The following is a 21,003-nucleotide window of genomic DNA, read 5'->3' on the forward strand; positions in this document are numbered from 1 at the left end:
GAGTCAGAGACGCTCGATGATGGTCGCGACGCCCATGCCGCCACCGATGCAGAGGGTGATCAGGCCGTAGCGGCCGCCGGTGCGCTCGAGCTCGTCGAGGCAGGTGCCGTAGATCATCGCGCCGGTTGCACCGAGCGGGTGACCCATGGCGATCGCGCCACCGTTCACGTTGACCTTCTCGTGCGGGATCTTCAGGTCCTTCATCCACTTCATGACGACGGAGGCGAAGGCCTCGTTCAGCTCGAACACGTCGATGTCGTCGACGGTCAGGCCGGCCTTCTTCAGCGCCAGCTCGGTGGCCGGGGTGGGGCCGGTGAGCATGATGGTGGGCTCGGAGCCGATCTCGGCGAAGGAGACGACGCGGGCACGCGGGGTGAGGCCGTTGCGCTTGCCTGCCTCTTCGCTGCCGATGAGCACGAGGCCCGATCCGTCGACGATGCCGGAGCTGTTACCACCGGTGTGGACGTGGTTGATCTTCTCGACGCTCGGGTACTTCTGCAGCGCGACGTCGTCGAAGCCGGCCATGTCGGCGAGGGCGGCGAAGGCGGCCTTCAGCTTGCCGAGGCTCTCGACGGTCGAGCCCGGGCGACGGTGCTCGTCGTGATCGAGGATCGTGACGCCGTTGATGTCCTTGACGGGCACCACGGACTTGGTGAAGTAGCCGCTGTTCCAGGCCTTTTCAGCGCGAGCCTGCGACTCGGCGGCGTAGGCGTCGACGTCCTCGCGCGAGAAACCCTCGATGGTGGCGATCAGGTCGGCGCCGATGCCCTGCGGGACGATGTAGTGGTCGTATGCGGTGGCCGGATCGGTGAAGAGTGCGCCACCGTCGCTGCCCATGGGGACGCGCGACATCGACTCGACGCCACCGGCGAGAACCAGGTCGTCGAAGCCCGAGGCGACCTTGGCCGCGGCGAGGTTGGTGGCTTCCAGGCCCGAGGCGCAGAAGCGGTTGATCTGGGTGCCGGGGACGGTCTCGGGGAGACCGCTGTTGAGGGCGGCGGTGCGCGAGATGACCGCGCCCTGCTCGCCGACCGGGGAGACGACACCGAGGATGACGTCGTTGACGTCGGCCGGATCGAGGCCGCCGTGACGCGACAGGACCTCGTTGATGAGACCGGAGACCAGGTCGACCGGCTTCACGCTGTGCAGCGAACCGCCGCGCTGCTTGCCACGAGGCGTACGGATCGCCTCGTAGATGAATGCTTGATCAGGCACGAAAGTGTTCCTTTCACACGAACCACTGGTTGGTTACCCACCGAGGCTAACGCGGAATAACTTATTTGGCTATACCCGGTGGTCAAGAGGTCTGGCGTTCTGTCGAATGTGCGCTATGGTCTGTTCACCATGCCTGACCGGAAACCCACCTCTCGCACCCGGGGCGCCGACCGCAAACGACAGCTTGTCGACTCCGCGGCCGCGCTCTTCCTGCAGCGTGGGTATGCGCAGGTCTCGCTTGCCGACATCGCGCGCTCGGCCGGCGTCACCGCGCCGTCGGTGTACCGGCACTTCGACGACAAGCAGTCCCTGCTGGCGGCCGCGGTCCTGGCCGGTGTCGACGACCTCGAGTCCTGCACCGATCGGGCGCTCGCCGACGGCATCGACGCGAACTCGCTGATCTCGACGGTCTGCGACCTGGCCGTGCAGCGACCCCAGGCGGCGTCGTTGTGGCGATGGACCAGCAACTACCTCACCACCGAGCAGAACAAACTGGTCGCGGTTCGTACTCGCGAGGTGATCGGCCACTGGGCGTCGGCGCTCGCGGCCCGTCGGACGGATCTCTCCGAGCGCGAGGCCGTGCAGTTGGCATGGGCCGTGTTGAGCGTGAGCGGCAGCCTCACCGTGCATCACACCCGCATGTCCGGCGCGCGTGCCCGCGACGAGATCGAGAAGCTCATCCGACGGATTCTCGCCCTGAGCCCCGCTGCGGCACCGCCCTTCGCGACCTCGCCGACGGTCAGCTCCGTGCCGGGTTCGCGTCGCGACGAGATCCTCGACGCGGCAGCCGAACTGTTCGCCGACCGCGGGTACACCGACGTCGGCGTCGACGAGATCGGTGGAGCCGTCGGTATCGCGGGTCCCAGTGTCTACAAGCACTTCCCGTCGAAGCTCGCCATCCTCGTCGCGATCGGCCAGCGCAGCGGCGCCCGCCTGGAGGCCGGGGTGATGGCCGTGTACGGGGCGACGTCCGATCCTGCGAAACTCCTTGCCGGTCTGGTCGATTCCTACGTGGAGACCATCACCAGCACCCCCGACCTCTCCGTCAGCTTCAACAACTCCCCCGCACTCGCCGGTCAGGCCAGCGCCACCGACCTCGTCGACGTCCAGCGACGCTATGTGGCGCGCTGGGTGGATCTGCTGATGCAGGTCGACCCGGAGATCAAGCGCGATCAGGGCGCGATCGCCGTGCACGCGGCACTCTCGATCGTCAACGACGCCGTGCGCATGCGACGCGGCTCGGAGAGTCCGCAGTTCGCCGCGCGGATGGCCTACCTCATGAAGGGCGTGCTCGCGCTCTGATCCGTACCGCCCCGTCTCACCACTCACCGCCGTACGCTTCAACCGAGTCATCTCACAAGACGAGCACTCGGCCCAACCGAAAGGCGATCTCTCCGATGTCAGCGACGGCGGACGCGCGCGAGGACAGCCCCCGGTCCAGGCGCTCGCAGATCCTCACCGTTGCGATCGAACAGTTCGGCCGTGCCGGCTACGAGCACACGAAATGGTCGTCCGTAGCCGAGCAGGTCGGCATCGGCCAGACCGCGCTCTACCACTATTTCGAGTCGAAGGCGCACTGCCTCATGACCATCATCCGACTCGAGCTCACGGACTCGATCGAGCGATTCCACTCCGGCACAGCGGGTATCCCGGACCCGGCGGGGGCCCTCGGTTCCGCGCTGGACTCAGCCCTGCGCGGTTCGTCCAGCGACATGCTGCGGCGCCGGATCCTGCAGAACCATGCCGACATCCTGAGCACTCCTCGCCGGTCGCGACGAGAGGAAGCCGATCGTGTGAGATCGCAAGAGTTGGTCGCCGAGCTCGAACAACACTGGGCGGATCTCCTCGAGCGCGGGATGGACGATGGACACTTCGTCCGTGGCGACCCGGTGATCGTCTCACGTCTCGTCCTCGGCATGCTGGGGAGCGCCTGGCGTTGGTACCTACCCGGTGGGCCGTTGTCACCGAACGACTTTGCCCGCGCGGTGTCGAACAGCGCGATCCGAATGGTGACCGCGTGACGACGCGAGTCGCCGCCCCTGGCGAAGAGCCCTCGGGACCCTGACACGTGCGCCGATCCAACACACTCGGCGGCCCCACGACACCGGGCTTGTCGTCGCGGCCGCGGCAGCACCGTCTGCGTGACAACGTCTCGACCTGACCCGTCTGCCGCTATGCTGAGCCGACGCCGGAGATGGGACTCGGATCGGATGAACGACGCCTCGGAAGCGCGGGACCGCCCCCGCTACACTCGCGACGAACTGGTCGCCGAACTCGGACTGTCCGCTGACTTCGCCGAAAAGGCATGGAACGCCTTCGGTTTCGTTCGTCAACCGTCGTCGGACAAGGTCTTCTCCGATCGCGACCTCGCAGCGCTGCGGATGTTCGCATCGTCCTCGGCGGCAATGCCGGAGACCAGCCAGATCGCGATGGCCCGAGCCATCGGACAGACGATGTCCCGGCTGGCAGAGTGGGAAGCCGACCTGCTGCGTGACATCGTCGACGACCCCGCGGTGCCGTGGGACTTCGACCAGATGAGTCTCGCGCTCGGCCAGATCCAGCAACTCATCTGGCGTCGGCACATGGCGCAGGCGATCGAGCGTCACACCGATCACTCCGACGACGAGGAGATCGACCTGATCGTCGGCTTCGCCGACATCGTCGGTTATACAAGCCTTTCCCGGCGCATCGATCTGAATGACCTGGAGTCCTTGCTCGGCTCATTCGAGGACGACACCTTCGACGTGGTCGTTGATCATGGTGGGCGGGTCATCAAGACCCTCGGCGACGCGGTGATGTTCACCTTCGACGACGCCCCCGCCGCCGCGAGTGCAGCACTGGAGATCCATCAGCTCTCCACGGACGACAGTCTTCCGCCGTTGCGGGTCGGCATGGCGCGCGGTTCCGTCCTCGCCCGACTCGGAGACGTCTTCGGCGAGCCGGTGAACATCGCCTCGCGCCTCGCCGGATCCGCCCGTCCCGGAACCACCCTCATCGACGACGCGATAGCCGACCAGCTCGGCGGTGACGACCGCTTCTACCTCAAATCGATACCGACACTACGCGTCCGGGGGTACAAGCACCTCAAGGCCCGCGTGCTCGCAGCCCACCGCGACGGGCCCATGAGCGACTGACCCACTGGCGAACCTCATTTCGACCCCTGGACTCCGATCGAAGTCCATCGGTCGAGTTGAGGTTCGCCGGTCGGAGCGACTCATTGCTGTGGACGGTGGCGAGCTGTTTGCGCCCTGCCCGGCTATCGCCATCGTCGAACATTTATGGTGGTTCACGAAGTCAAAGGGGGAATTTTGTCGGGCTTGATCGTCGATCCAGCGGCTGTCGGGGCGTCAGCGACGGAGATCTCGAGATGCGCATCCCGTCTGATGGCGTTGGAGCTCACCTCCCATGCCGGACTGAACGGTACGACAGCGACCTTCAGCCAGCTCGCCGGCCAGTTCCGCGGGGCTTCGAGCGACATGTCCGCGGTGGCGGCGGGTGCCGACGAAAGGATCGCATCCGCGCTGGCCAATGTGTCCGGCACGGTGTCCTCGTTCTCCGAACTGGTGCTCGGCGCCAAAGACACCACCGTCGAGACCGATCAGGCGAGTGCAAGCACCATCAAGGACGCCACGGCGTATCCCGCACGGCAAGGGCAGCAGACAGATCATGTGGTCCCGCTGAGTATCCTGCTGTCGGTGCAATAGGCCATGCCGCCGAGCTACAACGACGTCCTGTCCTGGAATCCCGACGTGATGACGTCGATCGCGAACGGGATCGTCCGCCTACAAGCACATCTGGAAGTCGAGGCCCCGAAGGCCGGAGATCCCGTCATCAACCTGACCCGAGCCCAGTGGACGGGGGTCGCACGTGGGCCCGCCGACGATCGCGCGGAGGGGATCACACGATGGATTCGCGGTGTTGCCGATGAGTTCGGCGATCTCGCCTCGGTACTCACAAACGGACAGAGCAGCATCCGCGACGCGATGAAGGCTCTCGAGACCCGAACCACCCTTGCCGACTCCGACGGTTACATCCTCGACCGTGGAAGCCGCGAATACACGGTCAACTTCGATGAGTCTCGAGCCCCCGACGATGCGAAGTTCGACGCAGGGAAGGCTTTCGAACACCACTCGGCTCTGCTCGGTCTCGGCACCGCCGCCGACAACGCCGTGACCGCAGCCCGCGACGGAATCAACTCCGCACTCGGTGAACTCGGCGGCATAACACCCGCTGCGAATGCGGTCAACCGCGGGATCGTCGATGCGAACCTCGCTGCAAGTGATGCGACTGCGGTACGCAATGGCACGGCCACTCCGGAGCAGCGTGGGAGATTCCTTCGCGCGATGAACCTGACTCCGGAGCAATTGGAGAAGCTGAAGTCCGGGCAACCCATTGACGTCGATCCTTCAAGACTGGAGTACTTCAAGAACGCGTTGGGGCTCGCTCCAGGAAGCTCACTTGCCGGCCCGGCGGCAACAGCCGCAATCTCTGCGATTCAACGACGCGGCGAAGACATTGCAGCCGCCTACAGTCGGCCGCGACGGGCATTCGGCCAGGCGGGAATGACCCCTGCCGATGTCACGCGGATGAACTCGGTTGGTAAGGCGATGGCCAAGGGATCGTTTCTCTTGGGGTTGGGAGTCACCGGTTACGACGAGTACAGCAAGTACGCTCGCGGCGAACAGGATGGCGGAGATGCTACTGCCGCGGTCGCGGGCTCGGTCGGCGGCGGGATCATCGCAGGTGCTGCGGCCGGGGCGGTGGTCGGCACTTTCGCGGGTCCTGTCGGCACTGCGATCGGCGCCGGAATCGGGGCTGCGATCGGCAGCAAGGCCGGGGCAGATGCAGCGAAGGTTGTGAAAGGGTGGTTTGACTGATGACTGAGCCGTTGCGCCCCTCGGGCAAGAGGCAGCGCCCGAGGCAGCGCACACCGAATACGGAGGCGGCGTGGTGCCCCGACACCTCTATTCCGAATAAGAGACTATCCACGTGGCTGTCTGATAGCACAGTGAGCTATATGATCTGGACTCCGCTCATATGCCTGCCATCCGGGGTTGCATTTGCTCTGGGATTGGTGGCCGGAGGTGCGTTGTCCAGTTGATTCATTCAGCTCGAGGTGACTCGTGATTTCCGCGATCGAATACGCAATCGTCAATCTAGGCAGCACGGCGATGCTTCGCGCTTCGACGCCGACGCTGGATTTTCTGCCGGCACCCGCCTGGTACGCCATGGATGCCGACGCCGCACACGAGGCCGACGCGAGTCGAGTACTCCTCCGTTCGGAAAGTCCGGTTCCAGAGTTCGTCTCGAACGTGGTTGTCCAGTACTTCGACCTGGGCCCCGTCGACGTACTTCGATTGAGCACACTCGACACCACCCTGGACATCACAGCACTGCAAGACGCTACGGTACTGAACCACAGTGCGCACCGAGACGGCTATCTATGTGTGGACGACGGAAGCTACAGAGCCGAAGGCCGCGAATTGCGCCTTCGCCGATCACAGTTGGCCTACCGCGGATCGGACGGGCACTCGATGCTGTCCCTGTTCACGGGTACCGTCCCGATCGCCGATTGGGATCGGGTGAATAGCGAAATCACCGAGATGGAGGACCGTTGGCTGCGGACGACGACAACAACAAGTGGCGGAAATTGAGAACCTACTTCAGTGGGAGGTTCTCGATGTTCGTCACCTACCCGATCCTGTGTTTCGTGCTCGGGCTAGTGCTGGCCTACTTCACCAGCACGTCCTGACCACGGCGCCGAGAGCTACCGGTGAACCTCATGCCGACTCGTGGGCTTCGATCGACGTCCCGCGGTCGAGCCCGTTGTCGCAGTTCGTGTTCGGCGCGCCAATGCCGTGGCGCGCATCGTCAAGTCGCAAGGATCAGTACGGAATCGAACAACTACGTCAGAAGGCGAGGCCCCTCGAACAGGTCACCCGCACATGCCGGGAAGACCCGCACGGCCCCGGCACCTCGCAAAGTCGTTTCCGCGTGGGCTCGACTACTGGGTCCGCGGCATCGAGACCTACCCCCGCAACTTCTTGGCGGTCCTGCCATCTGCTTCGGCGTTCGGGGCCGGACTGTTCGCAGGCATCAACATCTTCACGTGACGAGGCGGCCGAATAGGCGTGTCAACCACGGCAGAACCGCCCGCGTGACATGACGAGCGGTAGCAGCTCTGAGCCACGCGCACACAAAGTGATGAATGGACAGTCCGATCGATGAGTCGTCGCCACGTCGGACGGCATAGGCACGCCGAAGGTCACGAGCCGGCGGAAGCGTTCTCAGCACGCTTCTCACGGTCGGTGTCGGACACGACTAGCTACCTCATCAACACTGCGATCTGCCTTCCGTCTGGCATCGCATTCTTCGCCGGCCTGTTCTGCGGCCACACGATAGCCGGTTGAAAGGACGAGCCCTGACCCAAGCCCAACCCCCAGAACTCAACTCGACCGAAAGACTTCGATCGAAGTCCATCGGTCGAGTTGAGGTCTGGCGGTCAGAGCGAGCCCGGGCCCACGGCGCTGATCCGCACTTCACTCGCCTTGACCACCAGGTAGACCGCGAGTCCGGTGACGAGCCCGAGGTCGGCGACCGCCGCCCAGGTGACCTCGGCCGCGACGAGTTGCTTCCCCACCTCGGCGGTCACCACGGCGTGGTCACCCCGGGGCGCGATGTCACGGACGCCGGCGGCCAGCGTGGTACGCGGACTACCGTGGGGCGCTTCGAGGTAGACGGCGACGGCCCGTGGCGAAAACGTGGCAGCGGCGCCCGCACCCGGTTGTGGCCCGTCGTCACCGGCGCTGCCGACGACCCGATTGCCTGACGGGTCGACGACGGCGTCGTCCGCGTCCAGGATGCCCACGAACAGGTTGAGCCCGGACAACGACGCCGCGAAACGACTTGTGGGACGTGTCAGAACATCCCGCGCGGAGCCCGATTCGACGACGCGGCCGTCCTCGAGGACCATGATGTCGTCGCACAGCCCGAGGGCGTCCACCGGGTCGTGGGTGACCATGATCGTCGTGCGGTCCCGGTCGGCGAGAAGAGTACGCAGCAGTGCTCGCAACCGGCTCGCGACGTCGACGTCCAGTGCACGGAAAGGCTCGTCCAACAGCAGTATTCGCGGTTGCGCGGCGAGGGCCCGAGCGATCGCGACGCGTTGTGCCTGCCCACCGGAGAGCTGGTGCGGCTTGCGGTCGGCGAGGTCGGCGACCTCCGTTGCCGACAGCCAGCGTTCCACTCGTTCCCGGATCTCCGACCTCGCCAGACGCTGCGCCGCAGGCGCGAACCCCACGTTGTCGGCGACCGTCAGATGCGGGAAAAGGCGAGCATCCTGCGACAGCAGTGCGATTCCGCGCCGGCTCGGCGGCACGAACGTCGTGGTGTCGCTGAACACCCTGTCGCCAAGAGCTAACCGGCACCGGTCATCCCGACGCAGCAGGCCGGCGACAACGCGCAACATCGTCGATTTACCCGCGCCGTTCGGCCCGACGACCGCGGTGGTCGTGCCGGCGGCGAAACGGTGCTCGACGCGCAACGCGGGCACTGTGAGGTCGATGGACACCTCCAGATCCACTCCGGTCACAAGCCACCCCCGAGACGCGACCGGCGGCTGTGCACTCCCACGACGACGACCAACGACACGGCGACGAGGATGAGCGACAACGGGATCGCGGCCTGTGGGTCGTCGATGGCCGACACATAGATGGCCAGCGGCGCGGTCTGGGTCACCCCGGGCGCATTTCCGGCGAACGTGATGGTCGCACCGAACTCCCCCAGCGCCCGCGCGAAAGCGAGTACCAGGCCCGCGACGAGAGACGGCAGGACCAACGGGAGGGTGACCCGCCACAGGGTCCGGGTCGGACCGGCACCCAGGGTCGCGGCGACCTCCTCGTATCGCGTCCCGACGACGCGCACCGCGCCCTCGACGCTGATCACGAGGAACGGCAGCGCCACGAAGGTCTGTGCGAGCACGACAGCCGCTGTCGTGAACGCGATGTCGAGGCCGGCCGCGTGCAGGCGCTCGCCGACGATCCCGAGCCGGCCGAAGGTGTACAGCAATGCGAGACCGCCGACCACGGGCGGTAACACCAAGGGCAGCAACACCAGTGCGCGGAGCACTCGGATGACCGGACCGTCGTGTCGCGCGAAGATCAGCGCCATCGGCACCCCGACGATCAGGCAGATGACGGTGCTGGCACCGGCGGTGATCAGCGACAATCGCAGTGCGTCGAGCGACGAGGGTGACGAGATCTGCTCGACGAAGGTGGCCCACGGCGAACGGAGTAGGAGCGCCAGCGGCGGGAGGACGATCAGTCCGACACCGATCAGTGCCAGGCCGTACGTCCACCCGGGCAACCCCGCGGGGTCGCGTCGTGAGCGGATGAACGAACTGATGGTCAAGGCGCTCCGAAGCCGGCCTCGCGCAGGATGCGTTGACCACCCGCGCCGCGGACGAGGTCGACGAATTGGTTGGCGAGGTCGGCATTCCGGGCCCCGGTGAGGGTCGCGATCGGATAGGAGTTCACGACGGCCGCGAAGGCCGGGTCGGTCACGGTGGCCACATTGTCACCGACCCCTCGGGCGTCGGTCACATAGACCACACCCGCGTCCGCCTGGCCGGTCGTCACCTTGGTCAACACCGCGCTCACCGACTGTTCCTCGGAGGCGGCGTCGACGGTGACACCGGTGTTGCGCTCAACGGTCTCGGTCGCGGCACCGCACGGCTGAGCCGACTGGCAGATGACCGCCGTCACGTCGGGCTTGTTCAGGTCGGCGAACGACGCGATGCCACGGGGATTGCCCGGCGCCGTGACGATCACGAGTGTGTTCGTGGCGAAGACCGCCGGGCCGACGGCGAGATCGCCGAGTTTGTCCATGTTCTTCTCGTCGGCACTCGCGAACACGTCGGCCGGCGCGCCCTGCTCGATCTGGTTGGCCAGCGTGGACGAACCGTCGAACGAGATGCGCACCGTGACCCCGTCGTGCTGTTGCTCGAACTCGTCGGCGATCGCGGTGAACGTCTTCTTCAGCGAGGCCGCCGCCGACACGTCGAGGGTCGTCGTGGCGGTGGATTCGGTGGAGTCGGTGTCCGTTCCGCCGGACGACGAGCACCCCGCCACGAGCAGCAGTCCGGTCGTCACGACCGCGACGGCAAGCCTTCTCATCTGTTCTCCCGGTTGGTCTCGACGATCACGGTCGTCGCCTTGACGACGGCCGTGGCCACGACGCCGGGCCGCAGATCGAGTTCGCGAACGGCGTCCGCACTCATCAGCGACGTCACTTCGAACGGTCCGCACTGCAGGGTCACCTGGGCCATCACCACATCCGTGCGGACGTCGGTGACGAGCCCGGTGAACCGATTGCGAGCCGAGCGTCCGACCGATGCCCCGTCGTCCGGTGCCACCGCGCGCTCGCGGGCGAGGGCGGCGAGCCGCGCCCCGTCGACGGTGGCGACGGGTCCGTCGTCGGAGGCCTCCAGGACGCCGGTCGCGACCCAGCGCCGGACGGTGTCGTCACTGACGCCCAGCAGCGCGGCGGCGTCCCTGATTCGAATTGCGGTCACTGCGACACCGTACCCGCATCAGCGGAGATACGGGCGCTCTATCTCCGCGTACGAGCAAACCACTGCAATTGACCTCAACCGAGCTTGAGGTTCTACGCTCGAATCCGATCCGGCCGTCGGATTCCTGGTGCCGATACCGATGAGTTCGGTGCGGGAGGACGGTCTGACCTCTCGACGATGACCACCACACCCCGAAGGTGCCCTGAATTGTTCCCCGACGTCACCCGGACGCCACGAAATTCGGTCGCGGCTGTCACACCCCATAGATACCGTGGAGAATCATGAGCTCAGTCACAGTTCCCGCCACCGCACCGGGAGAAGTCGCGACGTCCGACGTCGCCATCGAAGCCATCGACCTGGTGAAACGCTTCGGCGATTTCACGGCGGTCGACGGTGTGAGTTTCACCGTGCCGCGAGGCTCCGTGCTCGGCCTGCTCGGCCCCAACGGCGCGGGCAAGACCACCACCGTCCGCATGATGACCACCCTCTCACCACCCACGAGCGGCACGGCGCGCATCGCCGGCTACGACGTCCGCGAGCAACCCGGGATGGTCCGGCAGAACATGGGCCTGACCGGACAGGCCGCCACGGTCGACGAGATCCTGACGGGTCGCGAGAACCTGCGCATGATCGGCGGCCTCTACGGCATCGGACGCAAGACCCTCGCGCGACGATCCGACGAGCTCCTCGAGCAGTTCTCGCTCGCCGACGCCGGTGACAAACAGGTCAAGTCGTACTCCGGCGGCATGCGTCGTCGACTCGACCTCGCGGTCAGTCTGCTGGCCACGCCGCCGGTGCTCTTCCTCGACGAGCCGACAACCGGCCTCGACCCGCGCAGCCGCTCCGAACTCTGGGAGGTCCTGCGCGAACTCGTCGCAGACGGCACCACGTTGCTGCTCACGACGCAGTATCTCGAGGAAGCAGATCAGCTCGCCGACGACATCGTCGTCATCGACAAGGGCACGATCATCGCGCACGGCACGTCACTGCAACTCAAGGAGCAGGCGGGCTCGGCCAGCCTGGTGCTGACCGTTTCGCACGCCGACGATCTACCCGCCGCGGAGGCCCTGCTGCGCAAGAACGGTGCGGAGGTGTTCGTCGACGTGGCGGCCCGCCGGCTCACGACCGCCGCCGCCGGCCTGGGCGACCTGCCGCGCGTTGCGGCCTGGTTCGACGAGAGCGGCATCGCCGTCGACGACTTCGGGCTCTCCCGTCCGAGCCTCGACGACGTCTTCCTCTCCCTCACCGGCCACCGTGCCGAGGAGTCCAGCAACGCCGAGGACACCGACAACACCACCGACGAGGAGCGTTCCTGATGACGACCACGGCACACACCCACGCGGTGGTCGCGGACAAGCCGCGGATCCACCCGACCACGATCTGGCAACAGGCCTGGATCATGGTCAAGCGCAACATGATCCACACCAAGCGGATGCCGGAGATGCTCTCCGATGTCACCATCCAGCCGATCATGTTCGTGCTGCTGTTCGCCTACGTGTTCGGCGCGTCGATCCAGACCGACTCGGCGTCGTACAAAGAGTTCCTGCTCCCGGGCATCATGGGCCAGACGATCGTGTTCACCGCGTTCATCGTGTCCACCGGTATCACCGCCGACCTGGAGAAGGGCATCATCGACCGGTTCCGATCGCTGCCCATCCAACGGTCGTCGGTGCTGATCGGACGCAGTATCGCGAGCCTGCTGCACAGCTCGATCGGCATCGTCGTCATGGCTGTGACCGGCTTGGCCATCGGCTGGCGGATCCGCGGCTCGTTCGGTGAGGCGGTCCTCGCGTTCGCGCTGCTCCTGCTGTTCGGCTTCGCGATGATCTGGTTCGGCATCCTCATCGGATCGTGGCTGCGCACCGTCGAGGCCGTCAACGGCTTCATGTTCTCGGTCCTGTTCCCGATCACGTTCCTGTCGAACGCGTTCGTCCCGACCGAACCGATGCCCACCTGGCTGCGGACGATCGCCGAATGGAATCCGATGTCGTCACTGGTCCAGTCGTTGCGTGTGCTGTGGGGCAACGGCCCGGCCTTCGGTTCGGACGCGGCGCTCCCCATGCAGTATCCGGTTGTGGCCACCCTGATCTGGACGGTTGCGCTGACGCTGATCTTCGGTCCGTTCGCGCTGCGCGCCTACAACAAACGAACCTCGGACTGACCCACCACCCGACCGGGGTTCGTCGACGCGACCCGCTCAGGCAGTCAACGTGATTGCCTGCAGCGGGTCGCTGTATATCGCGTCGAGCGATACCGCGCCGGCGGCCTGCTGCTGCACGGTCGCCCCCGAATGGGAGACGCGCACATCGCGTTTGGACACTATCGAGGTCTCCCGCACGGCACGAGCCACCGTGGGCAGTCCGGCCGCGTAGTCGGTGAAGGCCTGACCGCCCAGGATGATGTGGTCCGGGTTGAAGATGTCGGCGATGAGCCCGACCGTCCGTCCGAGCACTTCCGCGCGCTCTTCGAGCAGACGACGCGCCGTCACGTCACCATTGCGCGCCAGAGCATGCACGTCTTCGACGTCGACCACCGAGAGGCCAAGCGCCCGAGCTGCTTCCACGACACCGGTGTCGCTGACCGCGGGTTCCAGACGACCGGTCCGGTTCGGATCGAGCAGAGTGGTCGAGCCTGTCGGGAAGTGCCCGATCACCGGCGGGCCGGCGGTCGGGGTGTGCACGGTCCCGCCGACGCTGAAGGCGATGCCGAGCATCTCGCGCGCGTAGAAGTAGAGGAAGCTCGACTGCTGATCGTCGGGATTGAGTACGAGTTCGGCGGCGGCCATCGCCTCCACGTGGGACGCCACCGACACGGGCAGTCCGACGGCCTCGGCGATCGTCCGGCCCACCTGGGCGCCCTCCCAGCCGAGCCGGGGGTGGTCGACGACACCGCCGTCGGCCACGCGTCCACCGAGCGCGACGCCCACCCACAGCACCCGCCGGCCCGTCCAGCGCTCGGCGAAACGTCGAGCGCTGACGCCGATGGCGGTGAGCGCTTCTTCCGGCGAGTCGGCGTGCGGGGTCGGGATCTGGATGGCACCGACGACGCGGTGCAGCAGGTCGTGGGTCGTGATCGCGGTGACCTTGTAGCCGATGTGGATGCCCAGCGTGAGGAACTCGGAGATGTTGACCTCGAAGGGCAACCGCGGCCGTCCGATGGCGCCCGACGGCGCGAGGTCGGCCCGTTCACGGATCAGGCCCGCCTTCAGCAGCGCGCTCACCTGACGATTGACCGTGGAGATGCTGAGCCCGGTGCGCTCGGCCGCGTCGTCGCGGAACAGCGGGCCGGACAGTCGGGCGGCCCGGAGGACGAGTGCCGCGGGTTTGGTCGACAACTCCAGGCGCGGCGTTGCGACGTGCACCCGCTGGTCCCCCTTCACTGGTCCGCGTCGGTCGGCGACCGGACCCGGGGTCCGAGTCGGCGGTACGGAAGTCAACGGTACGGGCTGGCGGGTGCCCAGAGGAGCGCGACGCACCGCGCGGGTGACCGGCTGACGCCGGACAGGAGAGGCGGGGGCGGTGCGCAGGGTGCGGGTGGAGAGTTCGGGCAGTGTGGCGGTCATGATCGTCCTCGTCGAAAGACCCCGCGGGTCGCGGGGCGGAAGCCGGAAGCTGGTGCTCTGAGAAGAGACTCGAGAAACGACGCCCCGGGGAGGAGATTGACTCGGCGGGGGTCGGTCAGCGCATTCGACGGCAACAACAGAGAACGCGTGCAAGCGGCAGACGACAACCCAGCGCGGTGGTCACATAGGTGACCTCCGTGAGGCTGTGGTCGGCACTTGTCATGCGGATCAAGCTAGCAACGCGACCCCGCACCGGCAAGCCCGTCCGGCCCTCGCTCATGGGCGTCGACGACCGGTCGCACACGCGTCCACCGGCGAGAATAGGCCCGTGGCGCGGCACGGACAGGGGTTGCACTCACCCTGATTCGAACCCGTTCGGCGTCCGGTGGTCCGACCTGCGGACCGAGGAGAAGCGGACCGTGGTCGGCTTGGCCACTCGGGTCGAGCCTGTCGGTGCACCCCGGTAGATTGTGAGCATGACCACAACCACTCCCGCGGCTGAGTCCGGCGCCGTGACCGACGCCGAGTTCCTCGAGGTCAGCGAGCCGTTCCGGCGCGAGATCATTGCGCACTGCTACCGGATGACCGGCTCCCATCACGACGCCGAGGACCTCGCCCAGGAGACCTTCCTCCGAGCATGGCGCGGCTACGCGAAGTTCGACCATCGGGCATCCGTGCGCACCTGGCTGCACAAGATCGCGACCAACACGTGCTTGACGGCTCTACAGAGTTCGCAGCGGCGGCCACTTCCCTCCGGCCTCGGCGGCGACGCCTTCGACCCCACGGACGACCTGTTGCAGAACCACGAGGTGCCCTGGCTCGAGCCGTACGCCGGCACCACCGACGAGATCGCGCCCGGCGACGACGCGGACCCCGCATACGTGGTCGGCGCCCGCGAATCGGTCCGACTCGCGTTCATCGCCGCACTGCAGCATCTGCCCGAGCGGCAACGGGCAGTCCTCATCCTGCGCGACGTGCTGCAGTGGCGCGCCGCCGAGGTCGCCGACACCATCGGTGTCACGACCGCCACCGTGAACAGCCTGCTGCAGCGGGCTCGAGAACAGGTCAAGACCGCACGGCCGCAACAGGGTTCGGCCGGAGACGGCGCCGCGGCGACACTCGACGACGATGCGAAGCGCGAACTCCTGGCCCGCTATGTGTCGGCCTTCGAGCGCTACGACGTCGACGCCATGGTCGAACTGTTCACCGACAAGGCGATCTGGGAGATGCCGCCCTTCACCGGCTGGTACCAGGGCGCGGAGAACATCGGAACCCTCATCCGCCGCAATTGCCCGGCCGAGAAGGCCGGCGATCAGATCCTGCTGCCCACCACCGCCAACGGACAGCCCGCGTACGGGTTGTACATGCGCGAACCCGACGGCGTCCACCGTCCGTTCCAGCTCCAGGTGCTCGAGGTCGACGCCGCCACGCAGAAGGTCAGCCATGTCGTCGCCTTCTTCAGTGCCGACATGGAAGCCGACTTCGCGCGCTTCGGGCTCCCGGCGACTCCGTACGACGCACCGGCACGTTCCACGGCGAGCCCCTGGCACTGACCCCGGCCTGAGGTCGTGCGGTCAGTCGATGGCGGTCAGTCGACTGCGGTCTGCGGGATCTGCGACGGGTCCATCCAGACGACCTCCCAGGCATGACCGTCCGGGTCACAGAAGCTGCGGCAGTACATGAAGCCCAGATCTTCCGCCGCCCGGAGTGCACTGCCGCCGCACCCGAGCGCCGCATCGACGAGCCGGTCGGCGTGTGCTCGACTGTCCGCGGAGATCGCCAACAACGACTCGCGACCGGCCGCCGGATCGGCGACGGTCCCCGCCGCGTACCCCGCGAATCGTCGTCGCTGCATGAACACGACCATCGCCGAGTCGTTGATCATCATGCAGGCACTCCCCGCGTCGCAGAAGATCTCGTCGAAGTGAAACCCGAGCGTGCCGAAGAACCGGCGCGACCGCGCAACGTCCACGACGGGCAGGTTGACGAACAGCATCGGCGTCACAGGCGCACTCCAGACATGTCGGGGGGTCAGGGATACTGACCGGCCCGGCGCCTCGAACTCATCGAAGCCGACATAGGGTGCAGGAATGGGTGTGATCTATCTGGTTCGTCATGGCCAGGCGAACGCATTGGCCTACGGCATCGCCGACGCCACCGATGACCTCAGCAACGGACCCGGTGGTCTCACCACGGCAGGGGCGACGCAGGCCGCCCTGTCCGGTGGATTCCTCGCCGGACAGATCGACGCCTTCACCGCAGCCGCCAGCGGCGACCTCCCGAGACAGCAACAGACGCTGAGCGGCGTGCTCGGAGCGTTCGACACCGACCGACCCCAGCCACACGTCGACCCCGGCTGGAACGAATACTCGCTGCCCGCGCTGGTCGGTGAGGCCACGCCGGAGATGTACCGCGACGGCCGCAGCTACCAGGAACAGCTCGACAAGGGGCTCGCGGCGTGGATCGCCGCCGGCGAGCACGACGCAGCGCCCGCCCTCGACGGCGGTCCCGCCGAGAGCTACCCCCAGTTCAAGGCCCGGGTCTCCGATGCCGCCGCGCGTGCCACCGAACTCGCCGGATCGGGTCAGACGGTGCTGGTGGTGTCCTCGGCAGGCACCATCACGCAGTGGATCGCCCAACTATGGGGTATCCCAGACGACACCTGGCCGGCGATGGCCCGCACGATGGTCAACGCCTCGATCAGCAAACTGATCGTCGGCCGCAGCGGCACCTCGGTGGTGTCGTTCAACGAGCACGGTCACCTGTCGGACCGCGACGGCGGGATCGCGACGTTCCGCTGAGCTACGCCCGGTGCAGGTTCTCTCCGGGTCGGGTGATGACGACATTCGGGAGCACCGCGAACCGCGACAGTTGCGTGATCGAGTGGGCGATCACCGCGATGTCACCGGCCGTGATCATCTCCTCGGCGGGAATGCGATCCTTGAGCCAGTCGGTCATGTCGGTGTTGACGTAGCCCGGTGCGATCGTCGTGGCGCTGACACCTCCGCGCGACTCTTCCAGGTTGAACGTCTCGCACAACGAGATGAGCGCCGCCTTGGTCGCGCCGTAGGCGGACAGTTCCGGCTCCGGGTAGACGCCCGTGATCGACGCCACGGCAATGACTTTCGCACTCCCATGAGCCTGTGCGGTCGCACGCAGCGCAGGCAGCGCCGACTGCAGCAGCACGTAGGGCGCGCGGACGTTGACCTCGTAGAGGCGGTCGAACCGCTTGACCGGGAGGTCCGCGATCGTGCCCTTCGACCCCATGCCGGCATTGATGATCAACGCGTCGAACCGCCCGAACGCCGTCGCGTGGGCTGCACCCAGTGCGCTGATCGACTCCGCGTCGGTCATGTCCGCGGGCACGACCTCGACCCGCCCGGCGCCGCGCTCGAGAAGCTCGGCAGCCTTCTTCTCCAACGCCTCTCGGCCACGGGCACTGATGGTGAGGTCCCAGCCGTCGGCGGCGAACCGGTCGGCGATGGCCGCACCGATCCCCCTCGACGCCCCGGTCACCAGCGCGGACCGGTTCTTGCTCGACTCACTCATGCGGTTACCCCCTCGACTGCGCGGACCCGCGCGATGTGTTCTGACGACGTCATGGCTCGATCAGCTGATGTGGCGCAGGCCGTCGGCGATGAACGCCGCCGTCGCCTCGGCAGCCTTCTCGGCGCCATCGCCCGAGGACGCCCCCGAGAGCGCGCGGTAGGTGATCCCCTCGGCGATCACGCCGAGCTTCAGGTTCGCCAGGCCGAGGTAGAAGTCCCAGTCGCCCAGGTCGGCACCCGTTGCGGTGGAATACTTCTGAGCGATCTCGTCGACCGACGCGTAACGGTCACTGGTCCAGGCCGCGGAGAAGCCGAGAACCTGGTCGAAGGCGCCGGTGCGGTAGACGCACATCAGCGCGACATCGGTGAGCGGATCTCCGAGGGTCGACATCTCCCAGTCGACGACCGCCGCGATCCGGGCCGGATCGTCGGCGTCGATGATCGTGTTGTCGACCCGGAAGTCACCGTGCACGACCGACTCTCGTGCCTGCTCCGGAACTCGCGCGGCGAGCGCGTCGACGAGACGCTCGACGTCGGGGAGTTCACGCGTCTTCACGTGCCCCCACTGCCGCGCCCACAGTTTCACCTGGCGGGCGGCGAAACCCGCGGGCCGACCGAACTCGCCGAGCCCGACCTGGTGATGGTCCACCGCGTGCAGGTCGGCCAACGTCTGCACCAAAGCATCGAGATTGCGGGCGACCTCGTCGTCTGAGTAGGCGTCGAGGTCTTCCGCGGTCCGGACGACGCGGCCGTCCACGAACTCCACCACGGTGCACGGCGCACCGATGATCGAGCCGTCGGCGTCGAAGGCGACGGTCCGCGCAACCGGGACCGACGTCGACTGCAGCGCACTGGTGACCGCCCATTCACGGCCCATGTCGTGAGCCGACGGCGTCAGTCCGCCGGTCGGCGGTCGGCGCGCCACCCACGTGGTCACGCCGTCGGTGACCGTGTAGGTGAGATTGGACTTGCCGCCGCTGATGAGGTCGATGGTCAGCTCACCTGCGGGCTCGACCCCGTTGTCGATCAGCAACCGGCGCAGGCGATCCTGGTCGAGCGCTGCGTCCGTGGCGGTCATCGGGCACCCGCCGATGCCTTCGCCTCGAGCGCCTGCTGGGCCTTCTTCGCACGGCCGACGGCGCGACGGGCGATCGCCCACCGGTGGACCTCGGACGGGCCGTCGTAGATGCGGAACGGCCGGAGTTCCTGCGACAGGCGGGCCAGCGGGAGGTCGGCGGACACACCGAGCCCGCCACACATCTGGATGCTGCGATCGGCGATCCGCGAATACGCTTCGGCAGCAAAGGTCTTCGCGATCGATGTCTCGTCCGACGCGTGGTTGCCCAGATCGAGCTCGTGGCAGGCCTTCAGCAGCAACGCGCGAGTCGCGGCGAGGTCGATCTCGTTGTCGGCGACGAGTTGTTGGATCATGCCCAGATCTCCGAGGCGGCCACCGAATCCCTCACGGCGCGAGACGTAGTCGACGGCGACGTCCTGGCAGCGCTTCGCCGAGCCGAGCCAGCGCATCACGTGGGTCATCCGAGCCGGCCCGAGCCGGACCTGCGCGTAGCGATAACCCTCGTTCACCTCGCCGAGGATGTCCTCGTCGGGAACGAAGAGGTCGGTGAAGGTCACCTCGCAGTGACCGCCGATCATCGCCTTGTCGATCGTGTTGATGTGGCGCCCGACGGTCAACCCGGGCGCATCGGCGGGCGCGAGGAACATGGTGGCCCCGCCGCGGTCACCGGGCGCACCCGAGGTCCGCGCCATGATGATGAAGAAGCCCGCGCCTTCGGCACCGGTGATGAAGTGCTTCTCGCCGTTGATCTTCCAGCCGCCGTCCACCCGCACGGCCTCGGTGCGGAGGGCATTCGGATCAGAGCCGGCACCGGGTGCGGGTTCGGTCATCGCGAAGGCCGAACGCACATCGCCCGCGGCGAGCGGGGCGAGATACTTCTGCCGCTGCTCCTCGCTCGCGATGTGCGCGAGCATGTGCACATTGCCTTCGTCAGGCGCTCCGATGTGCAGGGCGATCGGACCGAAGGTCGAGTAGCCTGCCGCCTCGAACACCGGGGCGCGGTCGCACATGTTCAGACCCAGGCCGCCGAACTCGACCGGCGCGTGCGGACCGAAGATCCCGGCTTCCTTGGCCTTCGCGTTCATCTCGCGACGGATGTCGTCGCCACCGGCCGCCGTGATGTCACCGGCCGCCTCGTCCTCGATGGGCAGGACGTAGTCGCGGACGAAGGTCTCGGTTTTCGCGACCACATCGAGCACGTCATCGTCGTGACGCAGGTCTATGGGCATGGTGACTCCTTAACGCGTGGGCAGGTGGGGCTCCCCGAACGCCGACCGATCGCTCGCTCGGCGTCCCATACCTTGCCAGGCCATACGCGCCGGGTCAAGCTCGATCGACGACGGTGTCGGCCCAGCGCGCTCAGTCCGGTCGGTAGCCGACCAGCGCCCGGGCCAACTGGAGATTGCGCGCGATCAGTTCGTCCGGACCCAACAGCCCGTCGAGCTTGAACCAGGTGGACACCCCGACGCACATGGTGGCCACGGCACGAGCCGCGTCTTTCGGGTACTCGGTGGTGAATTCGCCCGCCTCGACGCCCGCGAAGACGATCTCGTCGACCATCCGCTGTTGCCGGTCCCGGTGTCCGATGTAGGTCGGCCGGTAGGTGTCGTCGAGACTGCGGATCTCGGTGGAACCGACGAAAGCCTGTTCCCGGCGGTACATGTGGAATCGCAGCAGCGACTCGACGACGGCGTCGAACTGCCGGATCGGCTCGGGACCGGCCTCGAGGATCGCCGCCTCCGACCGCGCGAGCAGGTCGGTCATGGTCCGTTCGAGCAGCCCCTGCAGCAGCGACTGCTTCGACGGGTAGTGGTGATAGAGACCCGGCACCGACAGGTTGGCGCGCGCCGCGATCTCCCGGACCGAGGTGCCGTGGTAACCCTGCTCGGCGAAAGCGGACAGCGCTGCCGCCAACGGGACCGGGAGTTCGGGCTCACCGTAGTCGCGCCAGCCGCCCAGTGGTTGCGTTGCCGGACGGAGGTCTGCTTCGCCGGTTCCGCCACTCATGGCATCAAACATATCCCCACAC

Annotated in this window: 22 protein-coding genes; 11 read left to right on the top strand and 11 right to left on the bottom strand. The window is 66.9% G+C overall.

Translation table 11 applies throughout. The features are described from left to right. Positions 1 to 3: 3 nt before the first annotated feature. Positions 4 to 1,215 carry an acetyl-CoA C-acetyltransferase gene (locus BCM27_RS23320; protein ID WP_004018964.1) on the bottom strand — a complete coding sequence of 404 codons (1,212 nt, stop codon included), beginning with the start codon at positions 1,213 to 1,215 and terminating at the stop codon, positions 4 to 6. Between the two features lie 129 nt (positions 1,216 to 1,344). Here BCM27_RS23320 and BCM27_RS23325 point away from each other — a divergent pair, with 129 nt between their 5' ends. The 7 genes from BCM27_RS23325 (at position 1,345) to BCM27_RS25825 (ending at position 7,328) form a co-directional block, all read left to right on the top strand. Continuing rightward, entirely contained in the window at positions 1,345 to 2,517 is a 1,173-nt protein-coding gene (locus BCM27_RS23325) for a TetR/AcrR family transcriptional regulator (protein ID WP_033206246.1), read from the top strand. Between the two features lie 95 nt (positions 2,518 to 2,612). Then, on the top strand, positions 2,613 to 3,236 hold the full coding sequence (locus tag BCM27_RS23330) for a TetR/AcrR family transcriptional regulator (RefSeq protein WP_004018966.1): 624 nt from the start codon (positions 2,613 to 2,615) through the stop codon (positions 3,234 to 3,236). Positions 3,237 to 3,425: 189 nt separating this feature from the next. Further along, positions 3,426 to 4,349: an adenylate/guanylate cyclase domain-containing protein gene (locus tag BCM27_RS23335; RefSeq protein ID WP_004018967.1), complete on the top strand. Its 924-nt coding sequence runs from the start codon at positions 3,426 to 3,428 to the stop codon at positions 4,347 to 4,349. A 144-nt stretch (positions 4,350 to 4,493) separates the two neighbouring features. Continuing rightward, positions 4,494 to 4,919 (top strand): hypothetical protein, encoded by a 426-nt coding sequence (locus BCM27_RS23340; protein WP_004018968.1) that lies wholly within the window; start codon positions 4,494 to 4,496, stop codon positions 4,917 to 4,919. Positions 4,920 to 5,198: 279 nt separating this feature from the next. Next, a complete protein-coding gene (locus BCM27_RS23345; RefSeq protein WP_239450634.1) occupies positions 5,199 to 6,092 on the top strand; it encodes a hypothetical protein in 894 nt (297 codons plus the stop codon). Positions 6,093 to 6,338: 246 nt separating this feature from the next. Continuing rightward, positions 6,339 to 6,869, top strand: coding sequence for a hypothetical protein (locus tag BCM27_RS23350; RefSeq protein ID WP_004018970.1), 531 nt, complete (start codon positions 6,339 to 6,341; stop codon positions 6,867 to 6,869). A 291-nt stretch (positions 6,870 to 7,160) separates the two neighbouring features. Further along, positions 7,161 to 7,328 (top strand): hypothetical protein, encoded by a 168-nt coding sequence (locus BCM27_RS25825; RefSeq protein ID WP_004018971.1) that lies wholly within the window; start codon positions 7,161 to 7,163, stop codon positions 7,326 to 7,328. Between the two features lie 389 nt (positions 7,329 to 7,717). On the opposite strand, the gene BCM27_RS23355 is transcribed toward BCM27_RS25825, so the two are convergent. From BCM27_RS23355 to BCM27_RS23370, 4 genes are read right to left on the bottom strand one after another with little or no spacing between them, the layout of a single operon-like run. Then, a complete protein-coding gene (locus BCM27_RS23355) occupies positions 7,718 to 8,806 on the bottom strand; it encodes a sulfate/molybdate ABC transporter ATP-binding protein (RefSeq protein ID WP_004018972.1) in 1,089 nt (362 codons plus the stop codon). Beyond that, positions 8,803 to 9,624 carry an ABC transporter permease gene (locus BCM27_RS23360; protein ID WP_004018973.1) on the bottom strand — a complete coding sequence of 274 codons (822 nt, stop codon included), beginning with the start codon at positions 9,622 to 9,624 and terminating at the stop codon, positions 8,803 to 8,805. The genes BCM27_RS23355 and BCM27_RS23360 overlap by 4 nt, the downstream gene beginning before the upstream one ends. Further along, on the bottom strand, positions 9,621 to 10,388 hold the full coding sequence (gene modA / locus BCM27_RS23365) for a molybdate ABC transporter substrate-binding protein (protein ID WP_004018974.1): 768 nt from the start codon (positions 10,386 to 10,388) through the stop codon (positions 9,621 to 9,623). The genes BCM27_RS23360 and modA overlap by 4 nt, the downstream gene beginning before the upstream one ends. Then, the gene (locus BCM27_RS23370) at positions 10,385 to 10,786 is read right to left on the bottom strand and encodes a TOBE domain-containing protein (RefSeq protein WP_004018975.1); all 402 of its coding nucleotides are present in this window, start codon (positions 10,784 to 10,786) and stop codon (positions 10,385 to 10,387) included. The genes modA and BCM27_RS23370 overlap by 4 nt, the downstream gene beginning before the upstream one ends. Positions 10,787 to 11,067: 281 nt before the next feature. Between BCM27_RS23370 and BCM27_RS23375 the strand changes: the two genes are divergently transcribed. Both BCM27_RS23375 and BCM27_RS23380 read left to right on the top strand, forming a co-directional pair. Next, the gene (locus tag BCM27_RS23375; protein WP_004018976.1) at positions 11,068 to 12,102 is read left to right on the top strand and encodes an ATP-binding cassette domain-containing protein; all 1,035 of its coding nucleotides are present in this window, start codon (positions 11,068 to 11,070) and stop codon (positions 12,100 to 12,102) included. Beyond that, positions 12,102 to 12,947: an ABC transporter permease gene (locus BCM27_RS23380; RefSeq protein ID WP_004018977.1), complete on the top strand. Its 846-nt coding sequence runs from the start codon at positions 12,102 to 12,104 to the stop codon at positions 12,945 to 12,947. Before BCM27_RS23375 ends, BCM27_RS23380 begins: the two co-directional genes overlap by 1 nt. Before the next feature lie 36 nt (positions 12,948 to 12,983). Here the strand turns inward: BCM27_RS23380 and BCM27_RS23385 are convergent, their stop codons facing one another. Further along, a complete protein-coding gene (locus BCM27_RS23385) occupies positions 12,984 to 14,147 on the bottom strand; it encodes an ROK family transcriptional regulator (RefSeq protein WP_033206251.1) in 1,164 nt (387 codons plus the stop codon). Positions 14,148 to 14,824: 677 nt separating this feature from the next. Between BCM27_RS23385 and BCM27_RS23390 the strand changes: the two genes are divergently transcribed. Beyond that, a complete protein-coding gene (locus tag BCM27_RS23390) occupies positions 14,825 to 15,901 on the top strand; it encodes a sigma-70 family RNA polymerase sigma factor (RefSeq protein WP_004018980.1) in 1,077 nt (358 codons plus the stop codon). 35 nt (positions 15,902 to 15,936) lie between these two features. On the opposite strand, the gene BCM27_RS23395 is transcribed toward BCM27_RS23390, so the two are convergent. Beyond that, entirely contained in the window at positions 15,937 to 16,353 is a 417-nt protein-coding gene (locus BCM27_RS23395; protein ID WP_004018981.1) for a VOC family protein, read from the bottom strand. Positions 16,354 to 16,438: 85 nt separating this feature from the next. Here BCM27_RS23395 and BCM27_RS23400 point away from each other — a divergent pair, with 85 nt between their 5' ends. Continuing rightward, entirely contained in the window at positions 16,439 to 17,149 is a 711-nt protein-coding gene (locus tag BCM27_RS23400) for a histidine phosphatase family protein (RefSeq protein ID WP_004018982.1), read from the top strand. Position 17,150: 1 nt separating this feature from the next. On the opposite strand, the gene BCM27_RS23405 is transcribed toward BCM27_RS23400, so the two are convergent. The 4 genes from BCM27_RS23405 to BCM27_RS23420 form a co-directional block, all read right to left on the bottom strand. Further along, entirely contained in the window at positions 17,151 to 17,897 is a 747-nt protein-coding gene (locus BCM27_RS23405; protein ID WP_004018983.1) for an SDR family NAD(P)-dependent oxidoreductase, read from the bottom strand. A 60-nt stretch (positions 17,898 to 17,957) separates the two neighbouring features. After that, positions 17,958 to 18,974: a phosphotransferase family protein gene (locus BCM27_RS23410; RefSeq protein ID WP_004018984.1), complete on the bottom strand. Its 1,017-nt coding sequence runs from the start codon at positions 18,972 to 18,974 to the stop codon at positions 17,958 to 17,960. Beyond that, entirely contained in the window at positions 18,971 to 20,203 is a 1,233-nt protein-coding gene (locus tag BCM27_RS23415; protein WP_004018985.1) for an acyl-CoA dehydrogenase family protein, read from the bottom strand. The genes BCM27_RS23410 and BCM27_RS23415 overlap by 4 nt, the downstream gene beginning before the upstream one ends. 130 nt (positions 20,204 to 20,333) lie before the next feature. Next, positions 20,334 to 20,981, bottom strand: coding sequence for a TetR/AcrR family transcriptional regulator (locus BCM27_RS23420; protein WP_004018986.1), 648 nt, complete (start codon positions 20,979 to 20,981; stop codon positions 20,334 to 20,336). Positions 20,982 to 21,003: the final 22 nt, after the last annotated feature.

Origin of the sequence: Gordonia terrae (assembly GCF_001698225.1) — a bacterium.
Taxonomy (GTDB): Bacteria; Actinomycetota; Actinomycetes; order Mycobacteriales; family Mycobacteriaceae; genus Gordonia; species Gordonia terrae.